This is a genomic window from Arenibacter hampyeongensis (assembly GCF_002909255.1).
In the GTDB taxonomy this organism is placed as follows: Bacteria; Bacteroidota; Bacteroidia; order Flavobacteriales; family Flavobacteriaceae; genus Arenibacter; species Arenibacter hampyeongensis.
Window position 1 is genome coordinate 307,046 of record NZ_PIOB01000003.1, and the last position, 14,412, is coordinate 321,457.

The 14,412-nt window shown below is 39.7% G+C and carries 14 protein-coding genes; 10 read left to right on the plus strand and 4 right to left on the minus strand.

Annotated features, from left to right (window positions below):
• The first annotated feature begins 21 nt into the window (after positions 1-21).
• The 4 genes from CWD91_RS09685 (at position 22) to CWD91_RS09700 (ending at position 4,266) form a co-directional block, all read left to right on the plus strand.
• The gene (locus CWD91_RS09685) at positions 22-1,176 is read left to right on the plus strand and encodes a 5-(carboxyamino)imidazole ribonucleotide synthase (RefSeq protein WP_103440782.1); all 1,155 of its coding nucleotides are present in this window, start codon (positions 22-24) and stop codon (positions 1,174-1,176) included.
• Between the two features lie 14 nt (positions 1,177-1,190).
• A complete protein-coding gene (gene purE, locus CWD91_RS09690; protein WP_103440783.1) occupies positions 1,191-1,685 on the plus strand; it encodes a 5-(carboxyamino)imidazole ribonucleotide mutase in 495 nt (164 codons plus the stop codon).
• 61 nt (positions 1,686-1,746) lie between these two features.
• Complete coding sequence (locus CWD91_RS09695; protein WP_103440784.1) at positions 1,747-3,765, plus strand: M3 family metallopeptidase; 2,019 nt, start codon at positions 1,747-1,749, stop codon at positions 3,763-3,765.
• A gap of 57 nt (positions 3,766-3,822) precedes the next feature.
• Positions 3,823-4,266 (plus strand): hypothetical protein, encoded by a 444-nt coding sequence (locus CWD91_RS09700; RefSeq protein ID WP_103440785.1) that lies wholly within the window; start codon positions 3,823-3,825, stop codon positions 4,264-4,266.
• A 5-nt stretch (positions 4,267-4,271) separates the two neighbouring features.
• Here CWD91_RS09700 and CWD91_RS09705 read toward each other — a convergent pair whose 3' ends face one another.
• Both CWD91_RS09705 and CWD91_RS09710 read right to left on the minus strand, forming a co-directional pair.
• The gene (locus CWD91_RS09705; protein ID WP_103440786.1) at positions 4,272-4,682 is read right to left on the minus strand and encodes a PH domain-containing protein; all 411 of its coding nucleotides are present in this window, start codon (positions 4,680-4,682) and stop codon (positions 4,272-4,274) included.
• 88 nt (positions 4,683-4,770) lie between these two features.
• Positions 4,771-5,130: a rhodanese-like domain-containing protein gene (locus CWD91_RS09710; protein ID WP_103440787.1), complete on the minus strand. Its 360-nt coding sequence runs from the start codon at positions 5,128-5,130 to the stop codon at positions 4,771-4,773.
• Positions 5,131-5,202: 72 nt separating this feature from the next.
• On the opposite strand from CWD91_RS09710, the gene CWD91_RS09715 reads away from it, so the two are divergent.
• Both CWD91_RS09715 and CWD91_RS09720 read left to right on the plus strand, forming a co-directional pair.
• Complete coding sequence (locus tag CWD91_RS09715) at positions 5,203-5,763, plus strand: RNA polymerase sigma factor (RefSeq protein WP_103440788.1); 561 nt, start codon at positions 5,203-5,205, stop codon at positions 5,761-5,763.
• On the plus strand, positions 5,760-5,987 hold the full coding sequence (locus tag CWD91_RS09720) for a hypothetical protein (RefSeq protein WP_103440789.1): 228 nt from the start codon (positions 5,760-5,762) through the stop codon (positions 5,985-5,987). Before CWD91_RS09715 ends, CWD91_RS09720 begins: the two co-directional genes overlap by 4 nt.
• On the opposite strand, the gene CWD91_RS09725 is transcribed toward CWD91_RS09720, so the two are convergent.
• Positions 5,976-6,806: a UbiA prenyltransferase family protein gene (locus CWD91_RS09725; protein ID WP_103440790.1), complete on the minus strand. Its 831-nt coding sequence runs from the start codon at positions 6,804-6,806 to the stop codon at positions 5,976-5,978. The two genes, CWD91_RS09720 and CWD91_RS09725, sit on opposite strands and share 12 nt — an antisense overlap.
• 139 nt (positions 6,807-6,945) lie before the next feature.
• Here CWD91_RS09725 and gcvP point away from each other — a divergent pair, with 139 nt between their 5' ends.
• The 4 genes from gcvP to CWD91_RS09745 all read left to right on the plus strand — a co-directional run bounded on the left by gcvP (position 6,946) and on the right by CWD91_RS09745 (position 12,666).
• Complete coding sequence (gene gcvP / locus CWD91_RS09730) at positions 6,946-9,795, plus strand: aminomethyl-transferring glycine dehydrogenase (protein WP_103440791.1); 2,850 nt, start codon at positions 6,946-6,948, stop codon at positions 9,793-9,795.
• A gap of 168 nt (positions 9,796-9,963) precedes the next feature.
• Positions 9,964-11,022 (plus strand): 3-oxoacyl-ACP synthase III family protein, encoded by a 1,059-nt coding sequence (locus CWD91_RS09735; protein ID WP_103440792.1) that lies wholly within the window; start codon positions 9,964-9,966, stop codon positions 11,020-11,022.
• A 107-nt stretch (positions 11,023-11,129) separates the two neighbouring features.
• Complete coding sequence (locus CWD91_RS09740) at positions 11,130-11,678, plus strand: methyltransferase (RefSeq protein ID WP_103440793.1); 549 nt, start codon at positions 11,130-11,132, stop codon at positions 11,676-11,678.
• 133 nt (positions 11,679-11,811) lie between these two features.
• Positions 11,812-12,666, plus strand: a complete 855-nt coding sequence (locus CWD91_RS09745) for a glycosyltransferase (RefSeq protein ID WP_103440794.1) — start codon at positions 11,812-11,814, stop codon at positions 12,664-12,666.
• 41 nt (positions 12,667-12,707) lie between these two features.
• On the opposite strand, the gene pafA is transcribed toward CWD91_RS09745, so the two are convergent.
• Positions 12,708-14,411: an alkaline phosphatase PafA gene (gene pafA / locus CWD91_RS09750; RefSeq protein ID WP_103440795.1), complete on the minus strand. Its 1,704-nt coding sequence runs from the start codon at positions 14,409-14,411 to the stop codon at positions 12,708-12,710.
• Between the last annotated feature and the right edge of the window lies 1 nt (position 14,412).

A 14,412-nucleotide genomic window follows, 5' to 3' on the forward strand; every position in this document is an offset into this window, starting at 1 on the left:
AATACAAGCGAATCATTTCCAATGAACTATTTTTCTTCTGATTTTAAGCTAGGAATACTAGGAGGCGGTCAATTAGGTAAAATGCTTTTGTACGAATCGAGAAAATTTGACATCCATACCAAGGTAATGGACCCGTCCAATGAAGCGCCTTCCAAAATTTCCTGTAATGAATTTTTTAATGGCGACCTAATGGATTTTGATACGGTTTACCGCTTTGGCAAAAAGGTAGACCTCTTGACCATAGAAATCGAGAACGTAAATCTGGACGCTTTGGAAAAACTGGAGGATGAAGGTTTAAACGTATATCCGCCGACCCGTGCATTGCGCATCATACAAAACAAGGCAAAACAAAAACTGTTTTATATTGACAACAATATTCCCACGGCAGATTTTCAGCGTTTTGCGTATAAAAGTGAGATTGAGGACAGTATCGCCAACGGAGGTCTAAAATTTCCTTTTATTTGGAAAGCCACACAATTTGGTTATGATGGACAAGGTGTAAAGGTTGTTCGTAAATTGGAGGACTTAAATGGTCTTCCCCCCGGAGAATGTATTACCGAGGAAATGATAAATTTTAAAAATGAACTTGCCGTTATTGTTGCCCGCAGCCCCAGTGGGGAAGTAAAGACATACCCCGTAGTGGAAATGGAATTTCACCCAGAGGCCAATCAGGTAGAATATGTACTTTGCCCTGCAAGGATAGACGCCAAGGTTGCGGAAAAAGCCCAGGAAATAGCGCTGCAACTGTCCCATAAAATAAAACATGTTGGACTTTTGGCCGTGGAAATGTTCCAGACCCAAGAGGATAAAATCCTGGTAAACGAAGTAGCTCCAAGGCCACACAACAGTGGCCATTATAGTATTGAAGCCAGCTATACCAACCAATTTGAACAGCATATCCGCGCTATTCTGGATCTTCCCTTGGGAAACACGGCCAGTAAAGTAGCTGGAATTATGGTGAATTTGGTTGGAGCAGAAGGACACACAGGAAATGTAGTCTATGAAAATATGGAGGAAATATTGAAACTCAACGGAGTTACCCCTCATATTTATGGCAAAAAGCAGACACGGCCCTTCCGAAAAATGGGCCATGTAACCATTGTAAACAACGATATTATTGAGGCCAGGAGAATAGCCGAACAAGTGAAGAATACAATAAAAGTAATTAGCGAATAAGAAATTTCAATGATATGAGTAAAGTAGCTATAGTTATGGGAAGTACCAGCGACCTCCCTGTAATGCAAGAAGCCATTGATATATTAAAAGGATTTGATATTGAGGTAGATGTAGATATTGTATCTGCACACCGCACACCGGAAAAATTGTTCGATTTTAGCAAGAACGCACATAAAAAGGGATATTCCGTAATCATTGCCGGTGCAGGTGGTGCAGCCCATTTACCTGGAATGGTCGCATCCATGTCCCCTTTACCTGTAATAGGTGTTCCAGTGAAAAGCAGTAATTCCATCGATGGTTGGGACTCTATCCTATCCATTCTTCAAATGCCTGGTGGAGTCCCTGTGGCTACAGTAGCGTTGAATGGCGCTAAAAATGCCGGAATTCTGGCTGCCCAGATTATAGGGAGCTCGGACAAATGTGTTCTTGACAAAATTATCTTTTATAAGGAAGGCCTGAAGCAAAAGGTAATCGACGGAGCCGAGGAAATGAAAAAAAGAAAAAACTAGTCAGTAGTCAATCTAATACAGAAGAATTCGCATACCAAATATAAAAACGCCCTACCCTTTTATGAATCCCTTATTAAGCCCATTCGATACAGCACCTTTCTCAAAGCTTAAAAATGAACATTTTAAACCGGCGTTTTTAAAAGCCATAGATATGGCCAGAGCAGAAATAGACGGTATTGCAAATGCAACCAACCCTCCAACTTTTGGGAACACTATTGCCGCCCTGGATTTTGCAGGACAACAACTGGATAGGGTTTCCAGTGTTTTTTTTAATTTGAATTCTGCAGAGACCAATCCGGAAATTCAGAAAATAGCCCAAGAGGTATCTCCCCTATTGTCCGAATTCAGCAATGACATTACCCTGAACGAAGATTTATTTAAGAGGGTAAAAGCAGTATACGATCAAAGGAATAATTTAAAATTAACTACTGAGGAAGAAACTTTGCTCGACAAAAAATATAAAAGTTTTAGTAGAAACGGTGCCAATTTACCAGATGACAAAAAGAAGCGTCTACGCGAAATTGATGCCGAACTATCCAAACTAAAACTTCAATTCGGGGAAAATGTTTTGGCGGAGACCAATAAATACGAAATGCACCTAACCTCTGAGGTCCATTTGGACGGACTACCCGAAGGAGAAAAAGAAGCTGCTGCACAATTGGCTAAATCAAAGGACAAAGAAGGGTGGTTGATTACCCTGGATTACCCAAGCTATATTCCTTTTATGAAATATGCCAAGAACAGAAAATTACGAAAAGACCTGTCCATTGCTTTTGGAAGCAAAGGTTTTCACGATGATGAATTGGACAATCAGGAAAACATAATAAAGATAGCCAACCTCCGGCACGAAAGGGCCAATTTATTGGGCTATAAAACACATGCCCATTATGTTTTGGAGGAACGTATGGCGGAAACTCCTGAAAAGGTCCACCAATTCCTTAACGAATTGTTGGAAAAAGCAAAACCTGCAGCGGAAAGGGAATATGCCGAATTGGAAGATTTTGCTAAAAATTTGGATCGTATAGACCGTTTGGAGAAATGGGACGGCGCCTACTATTCCGAAAAATTAAAGCAAAAACTGTTCGACCTGGACGACGAAAGGCTTAAGCCCTATTTTAAACTGGAAAACGTAATTGCCGGGGTATTTAAGGTTGCCGAAAAATTATTCGGCCTGCAATTTGAGGAAGTTTTTGATATAGACAAGTACCACCCAGATGTAAAGACCTATCGCATATACGATCAAGACAAAAATCTTGTATCCCTATTTTATGCCGATTTCCACCCGAGACCGGGAAAACGCGGAGGAGCTTGGATGACTTCTTACAAAGCCCAGTACGTACAGAATGGAATTAATGTGCGTCCGCATATTTCCAATGTCTGCAATTTCACCAAACCTACCGCGAGCAAACCCTCATTGCTCACATTCAATGAGGTAACCACTTTATTTCATGAGTTTGGCCACGGATTACATGGCATGTTGGCGAATACGGTCTATCCAGGACTCTCAGGCACTTCGGTATATTGGGATTTTGTGGAATTGCCAAGTCAGATAATGGAAAACTGGTGCTTTGAAAAAGAAGCACTGGAATTATTTGCCATGCATTACCAATCGGGCGAAGTGATCCCGATGGATTTAGTTCAAAAAATAAAAGACTCGGCAACCTTCCAAGAAGGAATGGCCACGCTGAGACAAATAAGTTTTGGTTTATTGGACATGTCCTGGCACGGGACCGATCCATCAGGGATTACCAACGTTAAGGATCAGGAACAACTTGCATTTAAGGAAACCGATTTATATCCAGAAAGCCCAGAAACGTGTATGAGCACTTCCTTTTCCCATATATTTCAGGGAGGATATTCATCTGGCTACTACAGTTACAAATGGGCCGAAGTATTGGATGCCGATGCCTTTGCCTACTTTAAGGAAAAAGGAATTTTCAATAAGGAAGTGGCTGCTAAATTCAAGGACAATGTACTCTCTAAAGGTGGAACTGAAAAACCAATGGCTTTGTACAAGCGTTTTAGAGGAAGCGAACCCAAGATCGAGGCCTTGTTGAAAAGGGCTGGCTTGCTAAATTAAATACCGATTATGTGCTGGTTAGTGTAAAACCCAATCATATAACTGAAATAATTATTGATGAAAATTAATGTGCCTGATTGGCTAATTGTATTAGGAGGAATTGGCCAGATTTTCACTGCTTTAATCTATCCATACATACGTCATAATGTATTTGATTGGTATAACGACGTAAAACAATTAAAGCCTCTGAACCAAGAAATTGCTAAAACCTATGGCCGATACATTCAAGGACTAAATTTTTCGTTTGGATTAATCGCAATTCTTTTGACAACCGATTTACAGAATGGCACAAAGTTAGCAATGGCAATGACTGGATTGATAGCGGCGTATTGGATTGGGAAAGTTATCACACAAATCGCATATTACCCAATGTACCAAATTCCACAGAAGCCCCTATTTAAGATTGGCAGTTATTTAATGAATACCTTATTTATCCTTTTTGCTTCTGTATTTACTTGGCTCTTCATTAACAACCTATTACAGTATATCGCATCGAATTAGTCATTTTACAAACCGGTACTATCCAGTATCTTGGGATTTAGTTGTTTTAAATGGGCAATAAATCCCCGTTTCTCTTTAGGTGAGATTATGACACTTTCATAGGTATTGTAAAATATCTCCAGCCTATCCAAAGAAGTTGCTGGGGCACTTATGGGATTATTGGTTGCCTCGATTTTTGTTATGGTATTTATTTGAATGGAACGGTTGATCAGAAATCCACTTTTAATTCTCAAAACGCCATCATCAACCTCATAATAAGTAAACAAAAAAATATAGACGATAAAAAGAAAGGTAAATAACAAAATTATAGGACCAACTCCCATTGGATACTCCATCATTAAGTAAATAGGACCAACAAGCATTAGGACTATTACCAAAACAAGAATCCAACCAATTTTTGACCTATATCTTACCATAAATAATTGTGCAAAAGCAACATTAACATCCTACAGTTAAGATGTCCGGGTAGTCCATGAAATTATAAACAAAGCTGAGAACCCTAACTCACTTTTTATTCTTAACCGCATCATACCCACCTTCCAAATTCACCACACGGCTATAACCTAAAGATTTTAGCTTTTCCTGTGCCTTTGCACTCCTTCCACCCATCTTACAATACACATATATTGTCTTATCCTTATCCACTGCGCTAAAGCTTTCCGTAAAATTTGAATCGTACCAATTTATATTTTTGGCATTCTCCAAATGCCCAACTCCAAATTCCTCAGGGGTCCGCACATCCACCAAAATGGCATTATCAAGTAATTCCTGCTTAAATTCGGTTATGGGCATTTTGCTCACATTTTCCTGTGAACAGCCAGTTTGCAGTACTATTACAACTAAAAAAAGTAATATTGCTTTCATATCTAATTTACTTATTCAAAAATAAGAATTCTACTTGAGAAAAATCACTTATTTTTGAATCGACAAACAGGTATGACAAAACAAGAATTAAATCCGGACACATGGGTCGATAGTTATTCCGATTACCTATTTAACTATGCGGTAAGCAGGGTAAACGATGCGGAAACAGCCAAAGACTTGGTACAGGAGACCTTTTTTGCGGGTTTAAAATCTGCCAAAAATTTTAAAGGAGAGGCTGCTGAACGCACTTGGCTGATCTCTATTTTAAAAAGAAAGGTGATCGATCATTATCGCAAAATAAATTCCAAAAAAGCGAAATCTATGATCCGCATCACACAGAACCAGTATAGTGAAACTGATAGCAACTTCTTGGAAGAGCAAGTTGCGGACCCAATGAGCATATTGGAAAATAGCCAAATAGAAAACGAAGAGTTAGGCATGGCCATTCAGGACTGTATCAGCAAACTTCCAAAAAAACACGCATTGGCCTTTACGCTAAAAACAATAAACGGACTCAGTACGGAAGAGGTATGTAAGGAGCTAGAAATTAATCCGTCTAATCTTTGGGTTATAATCCATAGAGCAAGAACTGTTCTTATGGATTGCCTAAATAACAATTGGTTTAAAATATGAAGACCTGTAAGGATGTTGAAATAATTTGCACGAAAGTTCAGTACAAGGAAGCCACTTTTGTGGAAAAAATCAAGATCAGAGTTCATGTGTTGTTTTGCAAAACCTGTAAAACTTTTTCCAAAAAGAATACAAAACTAACCACCCTCTGTTCAGAAGCCAACCTTAGGACACTACCTATTGAGGAGAAAGAAAAGATGAAGGAGAATTTAAAATTAAGGGCCTAAAAAAACATCCAATACCAATATACAGATCCACCAAAAAATTGGAATTGCCTCTACCCAAAATGAGGAAAAATATTTTGTCTGCCTTCTTTTGGTAAGGAAGATAAATATTCCCAAAAGCAAAAACAGCACTCCTTTACCTATAACATCCAGATAGGTTAAGTGATCCTTCATTAAGGTTAAAAAGAATAAAACCACCGCACCCAAGGCACCATATAATTTTGTGTTTACAAAACCAAATCTTTGAGGCAAGGTCTTAAGTTCTGGGTCATCGTATTCCATATCCCTTATTTCAAAGGGCACCATCAGGATCAAGACCATTAAAAAACGTTGCACTCCCTCCACACCAACATCCCAATTCATCGTCTTATTTGCTGCAATGATGGGTAACACAACCGTTGTTCCTGCCCAAACCAACGCGACCACAAAAATTTTGAGCCCCCCTAAATTTCTAAGATTTTTTGTGTTTGGCAATAAAGGAATGGCATACAGACTAGTTAAAACGGACAACACGACGATTCCTATCCAGGCATCAAAAGACACAAAATAAGCATGGTATAGGGCGAAGCCTCCCGCCATAAAACTGAACACTTGAATATTCTTGTGATAGCTGTTTGCCGCTAGCAAATACTTTTTGGCCTCTACTCCGTATTTCACAAAATTGTAACACGCTATTGTTCCAAAAAAGGCCAAATACGAGATATGATTGTCTCTAGGCAATCCAAAAAAAATACAAGTAATTTCAATACAGGCAAAAACCGATATTGCTACATGAATACTGGCATCCAAATAAAAATGAAATATGTATTTAAGCCAGTTCATAATTTAAAAATAACCAAAGTGTTTATAACCTCTTGTTTTAGTTAAAAACTTTGAACGAGTTGGAGGTCAAAGCTGCAAAATAAACATAAATAATGAGTATTTTTGCTCACATTTATTCTAGATTAAATTAGCTTGAATTATGAGGACAGACGTATTTGCCTTACGCCATATCGGCATTAGAGAAGAAGACCTTCCACAAATGCTGAAAACTATCAATGTAAACTCCCTGGACCAATTGATTACCGAAACTATTCCAGACGATATACGACTGGCAAAGCCTTTGGTCTTGGATGCTCCTTTGAACGAGCACGAGTACTTGTCCCATATTCAAAATTTATCCGAGAAAAATAAAGTTTTTAAATCCTATATCGGCTTGGGATATCACGAAAGTATTACGCCCTCTGTGATAAAAAGAAATATTTTGGAAAATGCCGGATGGTACACTGCCTATACGCCCTACCAAGCCGAAATTGCCCAAGGCAGATTGGAAGCCTTATTAAATTTCCAGACCGTAATTGCGGAGCTAACTGGAATGGAATTGGCCAACGCATCCCTATTGGATGAGAGCACTGCGGCTGCCGAGGCAATGGCCATGCTTTTTGATGTCCGTAGTAGAGATCAAAAGAAAAATAACGTTTTAAAATTTTTCGTTTCAGAAGAAATATTACCTCAAACATTATCCTTATTACAAACTAGGTCAGCACCACTGGAAATTGACCTAATAGTGGGCAATCACCAGAACTTTGAATTTAGTGATGATTATTTTGGGGCACTACTTCAATACCCCGGAAAATACGGTCAGGTATATGATTATGCCGCATTCGTGGCCAAAGCTGCAGAAAAAAATATTAAAGTTGCCGTGGCAGCCGATATTTTGAGTTTGGCAATTCTAACCCCTCCGGGCGAATTTGGTGCCGACGTGGTGGTAGGAACCACCCAACGTTTTGGGATTCCATTAGGTTACGGAGGACCACATGCAGCCTTTTTTGCAACAAGGGAAGAATACAAAAGAAGTATCCCGGGAAGAATTATCGGAGTCACCAAGGACACTGATGGCAAGCCTGCCTTAAGGATGGCGTTGCAGACCAGGGAGCAGCACATTAAAAGGGACAAGGCCACATCCAATATATGTACGGCTCAAGTGCTATTGGCTGTAATGGCAGGAATGTACGCAGTGTACCACGGCCCTAAAGGACTACAATACATTGCAAATAAAGTTCATTCCTCCGCTAAGACCTTAGTCGAAAGTCTTGAAAAGTTGGGACTATTCCAGACCAATACTTCTTATTTCGACACCGTTAGCATAAAAGCGGATTCTTCGAAAGTAAGGCCCGTTGCCGAAAAATATGAGGTTAATTTCCTTTATGTTGATGCGGACACCATTGCCATAGCCTTAAACGAAGCTACCTCCCTAAAAGATCTTCAACAGATTGTAAATATTTTCGCTGAAGCAATTGGAAAAGCTTCCGTTACCATAAAGGGTCTTTTGCCCCATTCGTCCATAGAAGGCAAATTAAACCGTACAACCAAGTTTTTGGAGAACAGCGTATTCAACTCCTTTCATTCGGAAACCGAATTGATGCGATACATAAAAAAATTGGAAAGAAAAGATTTGGCATTGAACCATTCCATGATTTCCTTAGGGTCTTGTACCATGAAATTGAACGCGGCCTCTGAAATGCTCCCATTGAGCCTTGCACGCTGGGGGAATATTCATCCTTTTGTACCTATTGAACAAGCGGAGGGCTATCAAATTATTTTGAAGGAATTGGAAAATGATCTTAATACCATCACCGGATTTGCCGGAACTTCCTTACAACCAAATTCCGGGGCACAGGGAGAATTCGCCGGACTTATGGTGATTAGGGCTTATCATGAATCCCGAGGGGAAGGCCATAGAAATATATGCCTTATACCTGCTTCCGCACATGGTACCAATCCCGCCTCGGCCGTCATGGCCGGAATGAAGGTCGTGGTCACCAAAACAGATGAAAATGGCAACATAGATGTAACCGATTTAGGGGAAAAGGCTGCTTTACACAAGGACAATCTTTCCGCTTTAATGGTAACATATCCTTCTACCCACGGAGTATTTGAATCCTCCATTAAGGAAATAACGAAATTGATCCATGATAACGGCGGGCAGGTCTATATGGACGGTGCAAATATGAACGCACAGGTGGGGTTGACCAACCCGGCCACTATTGGTGCCGATGTATGCCACTTAAACCTACATAAAACATTCGCCATTCCTCATGGGGGTGGCGGGCCTGGAGTTGGACCTATTTGTGTAGCGAAACAATTGGTGCCATTTTTACCTGGGAACCCAGTTATCAAAACAGGCGGAGACAAAGCAATTTCAGCTATATCGGCAGCGCCTTGGGGAAGTTCATTGGTATGTCTTATTTCCTATGGATACATTAAAATGTTGGGGGAATACGGACTGAGCCAGTCTACAAAAATGGCAATCCTTAATGCCAACTACATTAAAAACAAACTAAGTGGTAAATTCGACGTTCTGTATACTGGGGAACGAGGAAGGGCGGCTCATGAGATGATTATAGATTGTAGGCCCTTTAAAGAAAATGGTATTGAAGTTACCGATATTGCAAAAAGACTAATGGATTATGGTTTTCATGCACCTACCGTATCTTTCCCGGTTGCAGGAACACTTATGATCGAACCCACTGAGAGCGAAAGCTTGGCAGAATTAGATCGTTTCTGCAGCGCCATGTTATCTATACGGGAGGAAATAGATGCCGCGTCCATTGAGGACAGCAACAATGCCCTCAAAAATTCTCCCCATACCTTGGAAATGATAACCAGCGATGATTGGGATTTTCCTTACAGTAGACAACAAGCGGCCTTTCCATTGCCTTATATTATGGAAAACAAGTTTTGGCCTAGTGTACGGAGGGTTGACGACACATATGGAGACCGTAATTTAATATGTACCTGTGCACCTATCGAGGCCTACGCAGAAGCATAGAAATCCCAATAAAGACAAGCCCTTTAAAGCCTTTCTATTAATTTTGAAAGGCTTTTTTTATGTTAAATACAAAAGAGGAATAATCTTGGACATCATATCAAATATTATGCATAGGCATTACCCCGGGCCAAATGATTTATATTTATATAATTAAACTCACATTTTACTATGAACATTGGAATTACTGGCACTGGCTCTTACCTACCATCCATTGTAACAAAGAACTCAGATTTTAAGAATCATGATTTTTTAAATGAAGATGGCAGCCCCTTTGCGCATCAAAATGAAGTAATAATTCAAAAATTCAAGGGTATTACAGGGATTAGCGAAAGGCGATATGCGGAGAATAATTTAAATACTTCCCAATTGGCATTTTTCGCGGCAGAAAAGGCCATCGCTGATGCCAAAATCAACAAAGAAGAACTGGACTATATAATTTTTGCCCATAATTTTGGTGATGTATCAGATGGTAAAACACAGGGAGATACCTTGCCCAGTTTAGCCACAAGGGTGAAACATCAATTGCAAATCCAAAATCCGAAATGCGTTGCATATGACCTCCTATTTGGGTGTCCGGGCTGGATTGAAGGGTTGATCCAGGCCAATGCATTTATTAAAAGTGGTATTGCCAAAAAATGCCTTGTCATTGGGGCAGAAACCTTATCCAGGGTTGTGGACAGACATGATCGGGACTCCATGATCTATTCCGATGGTGCTGGCGCAACTATTTTGGAAGCCAAAGATGATACAGGGCAAATATTGTCGCACAATAGTGCAACCTATGCCAATGAGGAAGCCTTCTTCCTATTCTTTGGAGAGTCATATTCCAAAGCATCCAAAGAAGATAAGCGTTACATAAAAATGTACGGTCGCAAAATATATGAATTCGCCGTGACCCATGTTCCACAGGCGATGAAGGACAGTTTGGATAAAAGTGGAGTGCCCATCACCGAACTCAAAAAAATATTCATTCACCAAGCCAATGAAAAAATGGATGAAGCCATAGTAAAACGTTTTTACAAACTTTACGATATGGAAATGCCCGATGGCATAATGCCAATGAGTATCGAAAAGCTAGGAAATAGCTCCGTAGCAACCATACCCACCTTGTACGATATGGTAAAAAATGGAAAAATGGAAAATCAATCGATAAAAAAGGGAGATGTTGTTATATTTGCCAGTGTTGGTGCAGGCATGAATATTAACGCCATAGTCTATAGGGTTTAATCTATATACCAATAAACGCCTATTCATATATCTTTGTTTCTGGTTATAGGGTTATTAATTCTTAAACCACTGCACGAACATTAAAACAACAAACCAGATTACCACTGATGTACGAAAGAACATTCCCGAACAAACGTTTTAAACATACACTCGCCTTCCTTCAAAAACATATATCTACGGACCAATCTATTTTGGATCTCGGAGTCGATAATCCCTTTTCCAAGATTATGAAAGAAAATGGATACACCGTTGAAAATACACAAGGAGAAGATTTGGACCTAGATCTTACTTCTGCCCAAACAACGAAAGCCGAAGTGACCACTGCCTTCGAAATATTTGAACATTTATTGGCTCCATTGAATATTCTTAGCGTAATAAAATCGGATAAACTGGTTGCCAGCATCCCTTTAAATTTATGGTTTTCACCGGCATATAGGAGTAAGACGGACCCTTGGGACAGACACTACCACGAATTTGAGGACTGGCAATTTGACTGGTTACTTGAAAAGGCGGGTTGGGAAATAAAGGATCGGGCAAAATGGACCAATCCCATAAATAAAATAGGCATTAGACCCCTGCTAAGGAGTTTTACCCCAAGATATTACATTGTTTATGCGGAACGAAAAATAAGTCCTAAAACAATTTCCATTCGCTAATATGGGCTAGAAAAAAATTAGGCAATGGGTAAAACTTGAGAAGTCCTAGCGCCAAATAAAACCAAGCTTCCCATACTTTGGAATACTGACAATTAACATCTTGGACTACTGGAAAACAAATACAATTTTATAGGTGAATTACTATATCATTATCCCTGCACATAACGAAGAGCAATTCCTAAAGGATACACTGCTATCAGTGGTAAAACAAACCATGCCTGCAAAAAAAGTAGTAGTAGTAAACGATAATTCAACCGACCAAACAGAGCACATAATAGATCGTTTTGCCTCGGAATATGACTTTGTAACGAAGGTCAACTCCAAATCTTCAACTGCCCATATGCCCGGCAGTAAGGTCATAAACGCTTTTAACAAGGGGCTGGAACTACTGGATGAGGATTATGATTTTTTGGTGAAATTGGATGCAGACATCATTCTTCCGGATACCTATTTTGAAAGAATGGCCCAGATATTTTCCAACGATCCAAAAATTGGCATAGCAGGTGGATTTGCCTTTGAACAGAACAAAAATGGGGAATGGAAATTAAATCATCCCATGGACAAAAATCATGTCCGCGGTGCATTTAAAGCCTATAGAAAAAGTTGCTTTAAGACCATTGGGGGACTTAAAACCGCTATGGGATGGGATACTGTAGACGAGCTGTTGGCCCAGTATAACGGCTATAATATTTACACCGACACCTCTTTACATGCCAAACATTTACGACCTCTGGGAAATGCATATAACAAAAAATCCAAATTGCTACAAGGAAAGGCAATGTACACCATGCGATACGGTTTCCGTATTACCCTGATCGCCTCCCTAAAAATGGCCTTAAAGCAAAAAAAACCAAAGGCATTTTGGGATAATATTCAAGGCTACTTTTTAGCAAGGAAAGAAAATGCGGAATTTTTGGTAAGCCCATTGGAGGGTAAGTTTATTCGTGAGTTTCGATGGAAAAAAATAAAAGCCAAACTTTTCAATTAGTTGAAAAGTTTGGCTTTTTTACTTTTATAAAATTATTGCTATTACTTAATCACCTCCCCAATAGGTTCTCCCGTTGTCCCTGAAGGAGCATTCATCCCTAACAATGCAGCAATCGTTGGAGCGATATCAGGAATTTCGGTTCTACTTACAGTACTCCCCTTTTTAATCCCTTTCCCGTAAAACAGTAAGGGCGAATGAGTATCATAATTCCAAGGAGAACCATGTGTTGACCCTGTACCTCCGTATTTTCCACTTCCTGGATCAAAGACAAACAATACCTCCCCGGAACGTTTTTGATTGTATCCATTTTGAACTATGTAGGGTATACCACTGCTATACTGATTTAGCCACATTTGATTGGCGGTAAATACTTTATATACGCCATCGTATTGTATAATTTCACGGGCTATAGCTTCTTCAACCTCAGCCATCTCCAGATCCAAACCTTTAACAACCTTATAATCCAGAAACAATTGATTGTTCGATGTATTCTTCAAAATATCTGTAGTTCCAAAGGTATACTTCATATAGTCGGATAGTCTCTTATTAAAATTATCGGACTCCAAGGCTGCCGCAGGTAGTTTTTGGTCTCTTAAATAAGCCGGAACGTTAATAGCCGCATGATCTGCAGTTAGAAAAACGGTATACTCCCCTGCTCCCACTTTTTTATCCAAGGTATCAAAAATACGTTTTAAATCCAGGTCCAAACGCAAATAAGTATCCTCAACCTCTTTCGAATTTACCCCCCATTTATGCCCAACATAATCCGTACTGGAGAAACTAATGGCCAAGAAGTCTGTAAAACTATCAGCACCAAGCATCTCCTTTTCCACCGCCTCCAAAGCAAAATCCGCCGTTAGGCTATTGCCGTAAGGAGTACTTTTTAGGATACTATACTTTCCATTGGTATCCCACAAGCCAACTAAATCGTGGGGGAAGGTTGGAGTAGACTGCCCTTCAAAAAGACCTTCGTAATCATTATTGTCAGAACCACTTTCCTTATAGGTATTTATATCTTTCAAAGTGGCCCAAGACTTTTTGTATTGATCTACACTTTTTTGTGAATTAAATTCACTCACCCATATTGGCAAGTCGTTCATATAATAGGAACTGGTAATCCAGTTACCTGCATCCCCACCATCAAACCAATACGCGGCGTTGGCCGTATGGCCTCCAGGCAGAACTGCTCCCCTATCCTTAATAGCCACAGCAATTACTTTACCACGCATTTGGGTATGTAACCTTACTTGGTCTGTAATGGTCGTCGTTTGCATTCTATGCGGGGACATCTTTCCGGCATCGGAAGATGTTCCAACGGAACTATAATTGGTATCTCCTGCACAATAAACACTTTCATCTGCATATTTATCATACCAATCATTAGCTATTATACCATGTACAGATGGGGTTGCACCGGTATAAACCGAGGCATGTCCGGCACCGGTCACTGTTGGCGCATAATTAAAATGATTGTTTTTGCAGTTGAAACCATCATTTACCATTCGCTTAAATCCACCTTCTCCATATTGATCCCAAAACCGGGTCAAATAATCGTAACGCATCTGATCTACTACAATCCCAACCACTAATTTTGGTGTTGTGGCAATATTTGGATTGGCAATAACACCAGTATTCTTAATAGACTCAACCTTATCTTTTTTAGATTTGCGCTGAGCATTAACAGTCACAGAACCAAACCCTATTAAAAGCACTAAAAACAATAGAAGCACACGATTATTTTGCATT